General features: G+C 73.6%; 16 protein-coding genes. 5 read left to right on the top strand and 11 right to left on the bottom strand.

What is annotated here, in order from left to right; genetic code table 11:
• Window positions 1-75: 75 nt before the first annotated feature.
• The 5 genes from ACWEEU_RS28400 to sigE form a co-directional block, all read right to left on the bottom strand.
• Complete coding sequence (locus tag ACWEEU_RS28400) at window positions 76-747, bottom strand: hypothetical protein (protein ID WP_385748037.1); 672 nt, start codon at window positions 745-747, stop codon at window positions 76-78.
• 243 nt (window positions 748-990) lie between these two features.
• Window positions 991-1,428, bottom strand: coding sequence for a sec-independent translocase (locus tag ACWEEU_RS28395; protein WP_385748039.1), 438 nt, complete (start codon window positions 1,426-1,428; stop codon window positions 991-993).
• A gap of 84 nt (window positions 1,429-1,512) precedes the next feature.
• On the bottom strand, window positions 1,513-3,183 hold the full coding sequence (locus tag ACWEEU_RS28390; protein WP_451736078.1) for a trypsin-like peptidase domain-containing protein: 1,671 nt from the start codon (window positions 3,181-3,183) through the stop codon (window positions 1,513-1,515).
• Window positions 3,184-3,330: 147 nt separating this feature from the next.
• On the bottom strand, window positions 3,331-4,281 hold the full coding sequence (locus tag ACWEEU_RS28385) for an anti-sigma factor family protein (RefSeq protein WP_451736075.1): 951 nt from the start codon (window positions 4,279-4,281) through the stop codon (window positions 3,331-3,333).
• Window positions 4,278-5,057 (bottom strand): RNA polymerase sigma factor SigE, encoded by a 780-nt coding sequence (gene sigE / locus ACWEEU_RS28380; protein ID WP_385748045.1) that lies wholly within the window; start codon window positions 5,055-5,057, stop codon window positions 4,278-4,280. Before sigE ends, ACWEEU_RS28385 begins: the two co-directional genes overlap by 4 nt.
• 172 nt (window positions 5,058-5,229) lie before the next feature.
• Between sigE and ACWEEU_RS28375 the strand changes: the two genes are divergently transcribed.
• Window positions 5,230-5,928 (top strand): O-methyltransferase, encoded by a 699-nt coding sequence (locus ACWEEU_RS28375; RefSeq protein ID WP_451736088.1) that lies wholly within the window; start codon window positions 5,230-5,232, stop codon window positions 5,926-5,928.
• A gap of 87 nt (window positions 5,929-6,015) precedes the next feature.
• Here the strand turns inward: ACWEEU_RS28375 and ACWEEU_RS28370 are convergent, their stop codons facing one another.
• On the bottom strand, window positions 6,016-6,183 hold the full coding sequence (locus tag ACWEEU_RS28370; RefSeq protein WP_018544333.1) for a DUF3117 domain-containing protein: 168 nt from the start codon (window positions 6,181-6,183) through the stop codon (window positions 6,016-6,018).
• A gap of 376 nt (window positions 6,184-6,559) precedes the next feature.
• Between ACWEEU_RS28370 and chcB the strand changes: the two genes are divergently transcribed.
• A complete protein-coding gene (gene chcB, locus ACWEEU_RS28365) occupies window positions 6,560-7,363 on the top strand; it encodes a 2-cyclohexenylcarbonyl CoA isomerase (protein WP_385748048.1) in 804 nt (267 codons plus the stop codon).
• A gap of 31 nt (window positions 7,364-7,394) precedes the next feature.
• Here the strand turns inward: chcB and ACWEEU_RS28360 are convergent, their stop codons facing one another.
• On the bottom strand, window positions 7,395-7,991 hold the full coding sequence (locus ACWEEU_RS28360; RefSeq protein WP_385748050.1) for a DNA-3-methyladenine glycosylase I: 597 nt from the start codon (window positions 7,989-7,991) through the stop codon (window positions 7,395-7,397).
• Window positions 7,991-8,338: a DivIVA domain-containing protein gene (locus ACWEEU_RS28355; protein ID WP_451736070.1), complete on the bottom strand. Its 348-nt coding sequence runs from the start codon at window positions 8,336-8,338 to the stop codon at window positions 7,991-7,993. The genes ACWEEU_RS28360 and ACWEEU_RS28355 overlap by 1 nt, the downstream gene beginning before the upstream one ends.
• A gap of 139 nt (window positions 8,339-8,477) precedes the next feature.
• Here ACWEEU_RS28355 and folP point away from each other — a divergent pair, with 139 nt between their 5' ends.
• The gene (gene folP, locus ACWEEU_RS28350; RefSeq protein ID WP_385748054.1) at window positions 8,478-9,338 is read left to right on the top strand and encodes a dihydropteroate synthase; all 861 of its coding nucleotides are present in this window, start codon (window positions 8,478-8,480) and stop codon (window positions 9,336-9,338) included.
• A 45-nt stretch (window positions 9,339-9,383) separates the two neighbouring features.
• On the opposite strand, the gene ACWEEU_RS28345 is transcribed toward folP, so the two are convergent.
• Together ACWEEU_RS28345 and dapE are read right to left on the bottom strand one after the other, a co-directional pair.
• Entirely contained in the window at window positions 9,384-10,142 is a 759-nt protein-coding gene (locus ACWEEU_RS28345; protein ID WP_385748056.1) for an LOG family protein, read from the bottom strand.
• Between the two features lie 106 nt (window positions 10,143-10,248).
• Window positions 10,249-11,328 carry a succinyl-diaminopimelate desuccinylase gene (dapE, locus tag ACWEEU_RS28340; protein WP_385748058.1) on the bottom strand — a complete coding sequence of 360 codons (1,080 nt, stop codon included), beginning with the start codon at window positions 11,326-11,328 and terminating at the stop codon, window positions 10,249-10,251.
• Between the two features lie 73 nt (window positions 11,329-11,401).
• Between dapE and ACWEEU_RS28335 the strand changes: the two genes are divergently transcribed.
• Together ACWEEU_RS28335 and ACWEEU_RS28330 are read left to right on the top strand one after the other, a co-directional pair.
• Window positions 11,402-12,394 carry a heavy metal transporter gene (locus tag ACWEEU_RS28335; protein ID WP_385748060.1) on the top strand — a complete coding sequence of 331 codons (993 nt, stop codon included), beginning with the start codon at window positions 11,402-11,404 and terminating at the stop codon, window positions 12,392-12,394.
• Between the two features lie 101 nt (window positions 12,395-12,495).
• Complete coding sequence (locus ACWEEU_RS28330; protein WP_385748062.1) at window positions 12,496-12,786, top strand: hypothetical protein; 291 nt, start codon at window positions 12,496-12,498, stop codon at window positions 12,784-12,786.
• Window positions 12,787-12,918: 132 nt separating this feature from the next.
• On the opposite strand, the gene ACWEEU_RS28325 is transcribed toward ACWEEU_RS28330, so the two are convergent.
• On the bottom strand, window positions 12,919-14,016 hold the full coding sequence (locus tag ACWEEU_RS28325; RefSeq protein ID WP_385748063.1) for a bifunctional succinyldiaminopimelate transaminase/glutamate-prephenate aminotransferase: 1,098 nt from the start codon (window positions 14,014-14,016) through the stop codon (window positions 12,919-12,921).
• Window positions 14,017-14,141: the final 125 nt, after the last annotated feature.

Genomic DNA, 14,141 nt, shown 5'->3' with positions numbered 1-14,141 from the left:
TCGCGAACCGGACACCCTGGGCGTCGACTTCGATGTAGTGCGAGCCCTTGCGGAGGCGCCCCTCCCTTTCGCGCGTCAGGCGTAGGCGCCGATGTCCTTGACCACGGCGAAGCCGAGCCCGTAGGCGCTCATGCCCCGGCCGTACGCGCCGACGTGGACGCCCGCCTCGGTGGCACCGGCGAGCACCCAGCCGAACTCCGACTCCCGGTAGTGGAAGGGCGTGGCGACGCCGTCCACCGGCAGGGACAGCGTGGACCACTCCGCGCCCCGGAGGTCGTCGGCGAGCGCCCAGGCGGTCTCGGTCTGCTGGTCCAGCCAGTCGTCGCGCAGGGTGTGGTCCATCTGCCCGGGCCAGGTGACCGACAGCAGCCCCACCCCGGCCAGCCAGGCGGCGGAGGAGACCGAGGTGGCCTCCAGGAGCCCGGTGCCGTCCGCGCTGCGCCGCGAGGGGTTCACCGGGACGGTCACGACGACCGCGAACTTCTCCCTGGCCTCGTCGGCGGCCGAGGCGCTGTACTCGCCCAGCACCGAGGGCTCGTCGCCGTGGCCGATCGACCCGTGCTCCACGGCGCCGTCGGCCGCGGTACCGACCTGCATCAGCCAGCGGGCGCCCGTGAACGCCTCGTCCAGGCCGTACCACGGGAAGGGCGCCCGCAGGTAGCCGTCGACCGATCGGTGGCCGGACGGGCCCCGCTGTCCGCCCGCCGCGGCCGGCGTCTTCGCGCCCACCCGACTCGTCGTCTCCATGCCCGGACGCCTCCTCGCTCTCGTCGGACCGGGGCTGCCCGCCCCCCTTCGGGCGTACGCGCCCGGCCCGCACAACAACTCGGCAGCATATCCACACCGCTGAGAGCCGCTGGGAAACCGCCCTGCTCGTGGGTCGTGCGGGAAGCGGGCCGACGCGATGGTCGGCAGGTACGCGCCGTGGAAGGGTCCTGCGGGGCGGACGGCACCGCGTGTCGCGCGGTGGGCCGTACGGGTGAGAAGGGCTCAGGTGGCGTCGGCGTCGAAGGGCGGACGCTCGTCCGGGACCGGCGTGTCGGGACGCTTGGTCATGTCGATCCGCCCGCCCGACGGGGTCTGCGGGGCGGCGGGTACGGCCGTGTCGTGACCGTTGACCGAGTCGGTGAGGTCGCTCATCTCGCGCTTGAGGTCGAACCCGCTGCGGATCTCCTGGAGCCCCAGCTCGTCGTTGGCCAACTGCTTGCGCAGGAAGGTCTTGGGGTTCAGGTCCTCGAACTCGAAGTCCTTGAACTCGGGGCCCAGCTCGCTGCGGATGTCCTGCTTGGCGCTGTCCGAGAACTCGCGGATCTTGCGGATCGTCCGCGTGACGTCCTGGATGAACTTGGGGAGCTTGTCCGGACCGAAGACGAGCACGGCGAGGACGATGAGCGTGACCAGCTCAAGCGGCCCTATGTCATTGAACACCTGAAGCTCCTTGGGATGTCCTCGGTCGCTCAACGGTACCCGGCGCGGTCGGCGGTCCGGTACAGCGCCCGGGTGAGACTTCCGTCAGTTCCGCCCGGAGGCCCCCAGGACCAGCGGGACGGCGTGCTTGGCTCCGGCGCGTTCGACGGTGAGGCGGAGGCGGTCGCCGGGGCGGTGGGCGCGGATCCTGACGATCAGTTCCTCGCCCGAGTGGACCCGGTGGCCGTCGACCGCCGTGATCAGGTCGCCCGCCTTCAGCCCGGCCCGGTCGCCGGGGCCGCCGGGCTGCACGGCGGGGCCGCCGGCGCCGCCCTTGGCGGAGACGCGGGCGGCGTCTCCGGTGTAACCCATGTCGAGGGTGACGCCGATGACGGGGTGCGTGGCGTGCCCGTCGTTGATCAGCTCCTCGGCGACACGCCGGGCCTGGTTGGCCGGGATGGCGAAGCCGAGGCCGATGGAGCCGGCCTGGCTCTCGCCGGAGTCCGCGTCGCTGTCGGCGGAGCGGATGGCGGAGTTGATGCCGACGACCTGGGCGTGCGAGTCGAGGAGGGGGCCGCCGGAGTTGCCGGGGTTGATCGGCGCGTCGGTCTGGAGCGCGTCGACGTAGGAGATGTCGCTGCCGTCGCCCTTCTCGCCGCCCGCGGTGATGGGGCGTTCCTTGGCGCTGATGATGCCGGAGGTGACGGTGTTCGCCAGGTCGAAGGGGGCGCCGATGGCGACGACCGGGTCTCCCACGCGCACGTCGTCGGAGTCCCCGAGCGGCAGCGGGGTGAGCCCGCTGACGCCGCTGACCTGGACGACGGCGAGGTCGTACCCGCTGTCCCGGCCGACGACGCGGGCCCGGGCGGTGTCGCCGCTGCTGAACGTCACGGTGATCTCGCCGCCGGAGGAGGCGGGCGCGACGACGTGGTTGTTGGTGAGGATGTGGCCGCGCGTGTCGAGGACGAACCCGGTGCCGGTCCCGGCCTCGTCGTCGCCGCTGACGTGCAGGGTGACGACGCTGGGCAGGGCCCGCGCGGCTATCCCGGCCACGCTGTCGGACGCCCGGCCCGCGGGCACCTTCGCCGCCCGCGGCAGATGCACGTCCCCGATCCCGGCCCGCTCCAGCCAGGCGCCGGCGAAGCCGCCGACGCCTCCGGCGACGAGCGCGACGGCGAGCCCCCACCCGAGCAGCACCGTCCGCTTCGGGCGCCGTTCGACGGGCACGGCGACGCCGGTCTGCTGGAGGGGGGAGTGCGGCACGGCCCAGGGGTCGTAGCGGCCCCAGGGGCCGGTCTGGGGCGCCCGCGTCCGGGCGTGGCCGGGGGTCGCCGGGTCGGGGAGGGCGTCGGCGGCGGGATACGGCGCCTGCGGGGGCACCAGCGGCGCCCCGTGGGCGGGTGTCGCCCCGGGGCCCTCGAAGGGCGGAGCGGGCGCCCAGGGGCCCGGCTCGCCGTAGGGCGGGGTGCCGTAGGGGTCGGGCTCGTGCAGGGGGGCGGGGCGGGCGGGGACGGCGTGAGCCGGCGCCTGCGCGCGGCCGTCTCCCGGTTCCGCCTCGTACACCGGCACGACCGGTCCGCCCACCGCCTCCGGCTCACCCGTCGGCGCGGCCGGGACGTCCCCCCGGTGTTCCGCCCCCGTCACCACGCCACCGGCGTCCGGTCCGGCGGGCGGGGCGGTCCCGGGTCCCGCGCTGCCGAGCGGAGCCGCGGACACCTCCGCGGGCGTCCCCTCCCGCTCGTCGTCCGGGACGTACGGCGGGTTGCCCTCGTTCATGCTCTCCCCACGGCTGGTCGCGGCCGGTGTGTGTCGGTGGTGGCCGCGGGACTCGGTCCCCTGGCGGTGCCCGGGATCAAGCGGTCCGGGCACGGCTCACAGGATTCAACCAGGTCCGCCGCGCGGAGCGCAGGCGGTGGTCGGCGGTCAGGGGGTCCGGCGGAACGGGGACGTGGCGGGGGCGGGCGCGGCGGAGGGTCCGGGGACGGCGGCCCAGGAAGCCGTGGGCGCGGCGGAGTTGACGGAGAACGGGGTGATCTCGTCCAGCGGGCGTATCAGCGGGGTGGCGGCGGCCGAGGGCGTCGACGGCAGCGCGAGGTCGCGCGCGGTGTCCTGGGCGCGGCCGTCCGCCGGGGAGGGCACGCCGGGCAGGAGGGGCGCGGAGACGGAAGTGGGCACCACGGGGACCTGGCCGAGCTGTCCGGCGCCCTGGGCGAGCAGCGGGGCCGTGGCGCGCCGGCGCTGGGCCTCCGGCGCGGCGGCCGTACCCGGTGTGCCGGTGCCCGTGCCGGTGCCGGCCGAACGGGCCGGGGCCACGTTGCTGCCCGCGCCGGACCCGCCGCGGGCGTCTGCCGTGAGGTCGCCGGGGAGGGCACCGCCCACGCCGCCGAGGGCGACGGCCGCGAGGGAGACCGCACCTGCGGCGGCGACCGCGAACCGCAGCCCGCGCGAGGCGGACCGCTCCCCCACGGGGTGGATGCGGAAGCCCTGCTCCGCGGCCGCGTGGGCCGGTACGGCCGGGACGTAGCCGAAGGCGAAGCGGTCGGGGTCGCGCACGCCGAAGACCCCGGCGTCGGGGCCCGGTCCGAAGGTGCCGCCGGGCAACGGGTCCCCGCTGTCGGGGCCGCCGCCGGGCAGGCCCTGGAGGCGGGCGAGGAAGCTCTCGGAGGGCGGCGGCGGGGCCGCCTGCGCGAACACGTTCTTCAGGCGCCGCTGCGCGTCCGCCTCCGCCTTGCACCGGCCACAGGTGGCCAGGTGCGCGAGGACGCGCTCGCGCGTCTCGTGACCGAGTTCTCCGTCGACCAGGGCGGAGAGGCGGTCTCCCAGGTGCTGTTCCGCGAGGTGTGCCGTCGCGGGTTCGGGCCGGGATGCGCTCACGCGGGTGTGCCCCCTCCGCCGAGTGCGGGCATCGCGGGCATGAAGGAGCGGCGCTCGGCGCGGCGCGCCTCGGGCGAGCGGTGGGCGAGGGCCTTGCGGAGCTGGGAGCGGCCGCGGTGGATGCGGGAGCGGACGGTGCCGAGCTTCACGCCGAGCGTCGCGGCGATCTCCTCGTACGACAGCCCCTCGATGTCGCACAGCACGACGGCGGCGCGGAACTCGGGGGCGAGGGTGTCGAGCGCCTGCTGCACGTCCGCGTCGAAGTGGGCGTCGTTGAAGACCTGCTGGGGGGTGGGCTCGCGGCTGGGCAGGCGCTCGGCCGCGTCGTCGCCGAGGGCGTCGAAGCGGATGCGCTGCTTGCGCCGGACCATGTCCAGGAACAGGTTGGTGGTGATGCGGTGCAGCCAGCCCTCGAAGGTGCCGGGCGAGTACGTCGACAGCGAGCGGAAGACGCGGACGAAGACCTCCTGGGTGAGGTCCTCGGCGTCGTGCTGATTGCCCGTGAGGCGGTAGGCCAGGCGGTAGACGCGGCCGCTGTGGGTGCTGACGATCTCCTCCCAGCTGGGCGGAGTCCACGCCTGTGCGTCCGCGTCGGTGGCGAAGGTCGCGGTCTGGGAGTCGCCCGCGGCGATTCCGGCGGGACGGTCGGCAGCGGTGTCGGTCACGGATTTCGGCCTGCCCGACCCGAGAAAGCGCCGCAGCACTCCTCCCCGGTCCCCGGGCGCGGCCGCACCTCCCCTGTCGGCTCTGGTGGTGTCCAGTGGAGCCCCTACCATAGCCACCTCGCCCGTTAGCTCCGGATAAGCGGTTTTACGAGAATTTGACGCGCGGCGCCCCGGGTCGTCCGGCTGCGTGCGCTTGTGTTCCGCACCCTGCGTCACCCTTCGCCCCCGTCGCGTCCCACCCGCCCGGCGATGCGCCGGCTCATCCTGTTGAACGCTCGGTCCCATCTGCGGGTTCCCGTCCCCAACGGATACAGTCACGCCGAGGCAATTACGGGGACAGGAGAGGGCCATTACCGGCAACCGGCAGACGAGCTGGGCGTTCGCCGACGCCTTTGTCGCCGAGGACGAAGCACTGCTCTGGGCCCGCGACCGGGCCCGGGACGCGGGGCTGCGGTCGGTGACGCCCAGCACGGGTGCCGCGCTGCGGCTGCTGGCCGCCTCGGTGGACGCCAAGGCGGTCGCCGAGATCGGCACCGGCTGCGGCGTGTCCGGGATCCACCTGCTGCACGGGATGCGCCCCGACGGAGTGCTCACGACCGTCGATCCGGAGCCGGAGCACCAGCAGTTCGCCCGGCAGGCCTTCCGCGCCTGCGGCTTCGCCAGCAACCGGGCCCGTTTCATCCCGGGTCCCGCCCTCGACGTGCTGCCCCGCCTCGCGGACGCGGGCTACGACCTCGTCTTCTGCGACGGCGACCGCCTGGAGTACTCCAGCTACCTCGCTGAATCGTTGCGGCTGCTGCGCCCCGGCGGTCTGGTGGTCTTCGAGGGCGTCTTCGCGGGCGGCCGTACGGTCGACTCCGGCCCCCAGCCGACCGAGGTGCTGCGCCTGCGCGAGCTGCTGCGCACGGTGCGCGAGAGCGAGGAGCTGGTGACCTCGCTGCTGCCCGTGGGCGACGGGCTGCTCTGCGGCGTCAAGCGCTGAGCCGATTCCCGGCGGGCCGAACGCGCCCCGGAAACGCGATGACCCCGGCACCGCGAGCGGTACCGGGGTCAGGAGATCGGGAACGCGTCAGACGACGACCTTCTTGAGGGCGTCGCCGAGCGCCTCGGCCTCGTCAGGGGTCAGCTCGACGACGAGTCGACCGCCGCCTTCGAGCGGAACGCGCATGACGATGCCCCGCCCCTCCTTGGTCACCTCGAGCGGGCCATCACCCGTCCGCGGCTTCATGGCCGCCATGCTCGTACCCCTTCCTGAAACCAGGCTCATCGTCTGCCGACGACCCCACGGAGGGCACCCGCGGTCCACTCAGGGGACACACGACACCGGCATCGAACACATTGCTTCCCAGCCATTATCCCGCATCGCAGGACCCGATGACCAACATCGGTCGGCATCGCTTGGGCAACGCGCGCGAGCAAAACCACTCAATTCGGGGATGTGCCTGCGATACTTCGCCGCCGCGCGCACGGCTCCCGGGGCACTCCGTACCGGTTTTCTTTGACGCAGGTCACACGGACGGTGCGGCCCAGGAGCGGCGATCTCCGCCATGCTGTCCTCGGACAAGGGCGTACCGGTCGGTACGTCACAGCCGCGACACCGGAGGGGACGCGCCATGGCCGACACCGTGCTCTACGAGGTGAACGACGGGCTCGCGACGATCGAGCTGAACCGTCCCGAGGCGATGAACGCCCTGGACATCGCCACCAAGAACGCCCTGCGCGAGGCGGCGGAGGCGGCCGGCTCCGACCCGGCGGTGCGGGCGGTGCTGCTGACGGCGGCGGGCGAGCGGGCCTTCTGCGTCGGCCAGGACCTCAAGGAACACATCGGGCTCCTCGCCGCCGACCGGAAGTCCGGATCGGGGCAGACGATGAGCACCGTCAAGGAGCACTACAACCCGATCGTGCGGGCGCTGGTGGACGCGCCGAAGCCGGTGGTCGCGGCGGTGAACGGGGTCGCGGCGGGGGCGGGCTTCGGCTTCGCGCTCGCGGCGGACTACCGGCTGGTGGCGGACACGGCGTCCTTCAACACCTCGTTCGCCGGGGTCGCGCTGACCGCCGACTCGGGGATCTCCTGGACGCTGCCCCGTGTGGTCGGCCCGAGCCGCGCCACCGACCTGCTGCTCTTCCCCCGCTCCCTGACCGCCCAGGAGGCACTGGAGCTGGGGATCGCCAACCGCCTGGTGCCCGCCGCCGAACTGCGCGCCGAGGCCGAACGGGTGGCGCGCGGGCTCGCCGAGGGCCCGACGGTGGCCTACGCGGCGCTGAAGGAGTCGGTGGCCTACGGCCTCACCCACTCCCTGGCCGAGACCCTGGAGAAGGAGGACGAGCTGCAGAGCCGCGCGGGCGCCTCCGAGGACCACGCGATCGCGGTGCGGGCGTTCGTGGAGAAGCGGAAGCCGACGTACCTCGGCCGCTGACCGGGGGCGTCTCGGAAAAACCCGCGCTCGCTCAGGCGCCTCGCGTGATCCCTCTGCCGACGCAGGTCTCCAGGTGGTCGTCGACCAGCCCGCAGGCCTGCATCAGCGCGTACGCCGTCGTGGGGCCGACGAAGCGCAGGCCCCGCTTCTTCAGCGCCTTGGACAAGGCGGTGGACTCGGGCGTCACGGCGGCCACGTCCCCGAGGACCTTGGGCGCCGGGCGTCCGGCCGGGTCCGGGGCGTGGGACCAGATCAGCTCGTCCAGCTCGCCCTCGGACCACTCCGCGAGCACGCGCGCGTTGGCGAGCGTGGCGTCGATCTTGGCGCGGTTGCGGATGATCCCGGTGTCGGCCAGCAGCCGCTCGCGGTCCACGTCGGTGAAGGCGGCGACCTTCTCGATGTGGAAGCCCGCGAACGCGGCGCGGAAGCCGGGCCTGCGGCGCAGGATGGTGATCCAGGACAGGCCGGACTGGAACGCCTCCAGGCTGAGCCGCTCGAAGAGGGCGTCGTCGCCGTGGACCGGGCGGCCCCACTCCTCGTCGTGGTATGCCACGTACTCCTCGGCGGACAGGGCCCAGGGGCAGCGGAGCCTTCCGTCGGCCCCCGCCAGTGCCATGCCGTCGCTCATCACGCCTCCTCGGGGCCGGGCTTGTCCAGCCGGGTGGTCCCGGTGCCGCGGGCCCCGGCCAGCGCGGACTCCAGCTCCGCGATCCGGGCGTCGCGCTCGGCGAGTTCGGCGGCGATCCGGCCGAGCGCGTCGTCCACGTCGGCCATGCGGTAGCCGCGCGGGGCCAGCGGGAAGCGCAGGCTCTCCACGTCGGCGCCGCCGACCGGACGGTCCGCGGGCAGCGGGTCCGTCAGCCGCTCGGGCGCGGCCTCCGGCAGCGGGGTGCTCTCCCCGCCGCCCACCACGGCGAGCGTCACCGCGGCCACCACGACGGCCAGCGCGACGACCAGGAACAAGAACATCAGCATCGCCAGGGTTCCCCAAGCTCGATGTGCCCGGCGCGGTGCCGGTGGCCCAATGTGTCTGGGTCCGATCGTGCCATGCGACGCTGACAGTCAGGGCCCACGGACGGGATCGCCGTGGGCGGGTGAGGAGAGGTCACAGGGGATGCTCAGGCTGGGCACGCGGGAATTCGGGCCGCACGAGCCGGTGGTGATGGCGATCGTCAACCGGACCCCGGACTCCTTCTACGACCGCGGCGCCACGTTCACCGACGAGGCCGCGCTCGCGCGCGTGGAGCGCGCGGTGGCCGAGGGGGCCGCGATCATCGACATCGGCGGGGTGAAGGCGGGACCCGGCGAGGAGGTCACCGCCGAGGAGGAGGCGCGGCGCACGGTCGGTTTCGTGGCCGAGGTGCGGCGCCGGTTCCCGGACGTGGTGATCAGCGTGGACACCTGGCGCGCCGAGGTCGGCGAGGCGGTGTGCGAGGCGGGCGCGGACCTGCTGAACGACGCGTGGGGCGGCGCCGACCCCGGACTCGCGAAGGTCGCCGCACGCCACGGCGTCGGCCTGGTGTGCACGCACGCGGGCCGCGCCGAGCCGCGTACGCGCCCGCACCGGGCGGCGTACGACGACGTCATGGCCGACATCCTGGACGTCACCGTGGGCCTCGCCGAGCGGGCGGTGGCGCTCGGCGTGCCGCGCGAGTCGGTGCTGATCGACCCGGGGCACGACTTCGGCAAGAACACCCGGCACAGCCTGGAGGCCACGCGACGCCTGGGCGAGATGACGGCGACGGGCTGGCCGGTGCTGGTGTCGCTGTCCAACAAGGACTTCGTCGGGGAGACCCTGGACAAACCGGTCGAGGAGCGGCTGATCGGAACGCTCGCGACCACGGCGGTGTCGGCCTGGCTGGGCGCTCAGGTGTACCGGGTGCACGAGGTCGCGGAGACCCGGCAGGTCCTCGACATGGTGGCGTCGATCGCCGGGCACCGGCCGCCCGCGACGGCGCGACGGGGCCTGGCCTGAGGGGTGCGGCCCCAGGGGCGGTGCGCGCCGCCCCTGGGGCGCGGTTCAGCGGGCCGCCTCCTTGGAGACCAGGGCGACCGCCTCGTCCACGTCGTCCGTGAGGTGGAAGAGCATCAGGTCCTTCTCCGACGCCTTGCCCTGGGCGACCAGGGTGCCGCGCAGCCAGTCGACCAGGCCGCCCCAGTACGCGCTGCCGAACAGGACGATCGGGAACCGGGTCACCTTCTGGGTCTGCACCAGGGTGAGCGCCTCGAACAGCTCGTCCAGGGTGCCGAGCCCGCCGGGCAGGACGACGAAACCTTGGGCATATTTGACGAACATCATTTTCCGGACGAAGAAGTACCGGAAGTTCAGGCCGATGTCGACGTACGGGTTCAGCCCCTGTTCGAAGGGCAGCTCGATGCCGAGGCCGACCGAGATGCCGCCCGCCTCCAGGGCGCCCTTGTTGGCCGCCTCCATGGCGCCGGGACCGCCTCCGGTGATCACCGCCCAGCCGGCCTCCACCAGGCCGCGTCCGAGCCGCACCCCGGCGTCGTACTCCGGCGAGTCCACCGGGGTGCGCGCCGAGCCGAACACGCTGATCGCGGGGGGCAGCTCGGCGAGCGTGCCGAAGCCCTCGATGAACTCCGACTGGATGCGCAGCACCCGCCAGGGGTCGGTGTGCACCCAGTCGGTGGGGGCGCGCTCGTCCAGGAGCCGCTGGTCGGTGGTGCTGGCCTGCACCTGGCCGCGCCGCCTGAGGACCGGACCGAGACGCTGCTCGTCCGGCGGGCGCTTCTTCCCCTCGGGGTTTCCCGTGGCCATGTGCGCTCCCTCCACTTGCCGGTATTTCGTCCTCAGCCTAGATCCGCATCCGTTACGGCGGGGGGACGTGGGCATGTCCGGGACGAGGCGCCGTGCGGTGCGGGGCTCAGGCGGTCAGCCAGCCGCGCAGCCGCTCCTCGCCCGCGAGGATCTTCGCGGTCTCCACGCGCTCGTCCCGCTTGTGCGCCAAGTGGGGGTTTCCCGGGCCGTAGTTGACCGCCGGGATGCCGAGCGCGGCGAAGCGGGAGACGTCCGTCCAGCCGTACTTGGGCATCGGGACGCCGCCCACGGCGTCGATGAAGGCGGCGGCGGCCGGGTGGGAGAGGCCGGGCAGCGCGGCGCCGCTGTGGTCGTCGATCACGAACTCCTCGACGCCGCAGTCCGCGAACACCTCACGGACGTGCGCGATCGCCTCCTCCTCCGAACGGTCGGGCGCGTAGCGGAAGTTGACCGTGACCACACACTCGTCGGGGATGACGTTGCCCGCCACTCCCCCGCCGATGCGCACGGCGTTCAGACCCTCCCGGTACTCCAGGCCGTCGATCACCGGCCACCGGGGCTCGTACGAGGCGAGGCGGGCCAGGATCGGGGCGGCCGCGTGGATGGCGTTGGAGCCCATCCAGCCGCGCGCGGAGTGCGCCCGCTCGCCCTTGGTCTTCAGCAGGACCCGCAGCGTGCCCTGGCAGCCGCCCTCGACCTGGCCGTCGGAGGGTTCGAGCAGGACCGCGAAGTCCCCCTCCAGCCACTCCGGGTGAGTCTCCGCCAGCTTCTTCAGACCGTTCAGCTCGGCGGCGACCTCCTCGTTGTCGTAGAACACGAAGGTCAGGTCGCGGTTGGGCTCGGGGACGGTGGCCGCGATGCGCAACTGGACCGCGACACCCGCCTTCATGTCACAGGTGCCGCAGCCCCACAGCACGCCGTCCTCGTCGAGCCGGGAGGGCACGTTGTCCGCGATCGGCACGGTGTCGATGTGCCCGGCGAGGATCACCCGTTCCGCGCGGCCGAGTCCGGTCCGGGCGACCACGTTGTTGCCGAAGCGTTCCACCGTCAGATGCGGCAGACCGCGCAGGGCGGCCTCGATGGCGTCGGCGAGCGGCTTCTCGGTGCCGCTCTCGGAGGGGACGTCCACGAGCCGTGCGGTGAGCTCGGCGGCGTCCAGCGTGAGGTCAAGCGAGGTTTCGGCCATGCTCCCGACCCTAACGCGGGCCCCGCCGCCGTCCCCGTGCGAACGGGGTTGCGTACTCCAGTACCTTGTACGCGTGTCAGAGCCGTCCCCCTCCCGCCCCAGGCGGCGCCGCCGTGTCGTGCGCGTCTGTGCGGCGCTGGTCGTCCTCTCCGCCGTCGCCGCCTACCTCGTGGTGCAGTACGTCACCGGAGGCGGGGCCGCACGCGGCTGCAAGGTGGTCTCGGCGACGGACGAGCGCGTCTCGTACGAGTTCACCCCCGAGCAGGCGGGCAACGCGGCCACCATCGCCGCCGTCGGCACCGGGCGCGGTATGCCGCTGCGGGCGGTGACGATCGCGCTGGCCACCGCGCTCCAGGAGTCCGGGCTGCGCAACATCGAGCACGGCGACCGGGATTCGCTCGGCCTCTTCCAGCAACGGCCCTCCCAGGGGTGGGGATCCCAGCAGCAGATCATGGACCCGGCGTACGCGGCGGGCATCTTCTACGCCCATCTCGCGCGAGTGCCGGACTACACCGAACTCCCGCTCACCGTCGCGGCGCAGAAGGTCCAGCGCAGCGGTTTCCCCGAGGCGTACGCCAAGCACGAGTCGGACGCCGCGCTGCTCGCCACCGCGCTCACCGGCTACTCGGCGGCGACCCTGACCTGCGACGGCCGCTCCATGCAGGCGTCCGGCGCGGTGGGTCCCGACGCCGTGCGGACCGCGCTGGTAAGGGACTTCGGGCGCGACGCGCTCCAGGAGACCGGTGCCGAGGTGGGCGGTACGACCGTTCCCTCGCCCTCGCCGTCCCCGAGCGTGACCGCGACCGCGCGCGGGCGGACGGTGACGGTTCCCGTGCCGCAGGGCGACCGGACGGACGCCAGCGGGCGCGACGAGCGGGAGCGGGGGTGGCAGCTCGCGCAGTGGGCGGTCGCCAACTCCTCCGCGCTGCGGATCTCCCGGGTGACGTACGCGGGGCGGGAGTGGACCGCGTCCAACGGCGGAGGCGACTGGCATCCGGCGCCGGGCGGGGGCACTGCGGGCGCCGAGTCCTCTCCGGCGAGCGTACGGATCGTCACCGGGCCGTAATTATTGTCTTTTTACCTTGGGTGTCCGCAACCTTCGGCGGGTTCGCGCGGTAGTCACGGCAGAGTTCATCGCCGTTGATTGGAGCGACCATGTCTGTGCCTGTGAGCCGTCGGATTGCCCGTGCCGTGCTTCTCACCGCGGTGGGGGCGGTGGCGGGGGTCGGTGTCGCCGGGACCGCGGGAGCGGCGGCCCAGCACCCGTCCGCGGCGCCGGGCCTCGGTGGGCTCAGCGCGCTGGACGGGGTGTCCCACCTCGCCGGCAACAAGGTCGTGCAGGACGCGGTGCCGGCGGCGGGAGCCGTCAAGAACGCGGCGCCCGCGGCGAGCAAGGCGACGGGGACGGCCGGGGGGCTGCTGGGGAACGTGTCCAAGAGCGGCCTGCCGCTCGGCTGACGCCGGGTATCGCTGCCGCTACCGCTGTGGGCAGTCGTCCCGCGGGGCGATGGGCGCACCCCCCTGCTCGAGCGAAGTCGAGCGCTCGGAGGAGGGTGGGCACAGCGGTAGCGGCGGCCGGCCTCCGGCCGGTCACGCCTTGAGGCGGGTGATCGCCTCGTCGATGCGCTCGTCCGTGGCCGTCAGAGCCACACGGACGTGTTCCGCGCCCGCCTCGCCGTAGAAGTCGCCGGGCGCCACCAGGATGCCCAGGTCCGCCAGATGCGCCACCGTGTCCCAGCAGGACTCGCCGCGGGTGGACCAGAGGTAGAGGCTCGCCTCGCTGTGGTCGATACGGAACCCGTGCGCGAGCAGGGCGTCCCGCAGACGCGTACGACGGGACTCGTAGCGGGCCCGCTGCACGCGCACGTGCTCGTCGTCCGCGAGCGCCGCCGCCATCGCCGCCTGGGTCGGGGCCGGGATCATCATGCCGCCGTGCTTGCGGATCTCCAGGAGCGGCATCAGGACGGCCGGGTCGCCCGCGAGGAAGGCGGCGCGGTAGCCGGCCAGGTTGGAGCGCTTGGAGAGGGAGTGGACGGCCACGATGCCGTCGTAGGACCCGCCGTTGACGTCCGGGTGCAGTACCGAGACGGGGTCGGCCTCCCAGCCCAGCTCCAGGTAGCACTCGTCGGAGACGAGCAGGACGCCGTGTTCACGGGCCCACGCGACGATCCCCGCGAGGTCCTCCTGGGAGAGGACCGCGCCCGTCGGGTTGGACGGGGAGTTCAGCCAGAGGAGCTTCAGGCCCTCGGGGTCGAGGTCGCGCGGGTCGTCGTAGACCTCGTGGTCGGCGCGGGCGAGGCGGGCGCCGACCTCGTAGGTGGGGTAGGCCAGGCGCGGGTGGGCGACCCGGTCACCGGGGCCGAGACCCAGCTGGGTGGGGAGCCAGGCGACGAGCTCCTTGGAGCCGACGACCGGCAGGACGTGGCGGTGGGTGACGTCGCGGGCGCCGAGGCGGCGCTCCAGCCAGCCGGTGATCGCGTCGCGCAGCACGGGCGTGCCCCAGACCGTCGGGTAGCCGGGCGAGTCGGCCGCGTCGATCAGGGCCTTCTGGATCGGCTCGGGGACCGGGTCGACCGGGGTGCCGACCGAGAGGTCGACGATGCCACGGGGGTGCGCGGCGGCGGTCTTCTTGTACGGCTCCAGCTTGTCCCAGGGGAAGGTGGGGAGCCGGTCGGAGACTGCGGACACGGGACTTGCTCGCTTTCGTGGGTAACGGCGAACGCCTCGGCCCCGTACGGCGGTGGCCCCGAGGGGCCGGGCCGTACGGGACCGAGGCGGTGCTGTCTTCGTGCGGGCCGCGCGGGGCGGCCCCG

This window comes from Streptomyces sp. NPDC005004 (assembly GCF_053600675.1).
Note: the sequence above shows the minus strand (reverse complement) of the source record. Positions and strands in the feature narration are given on the sequence as shown.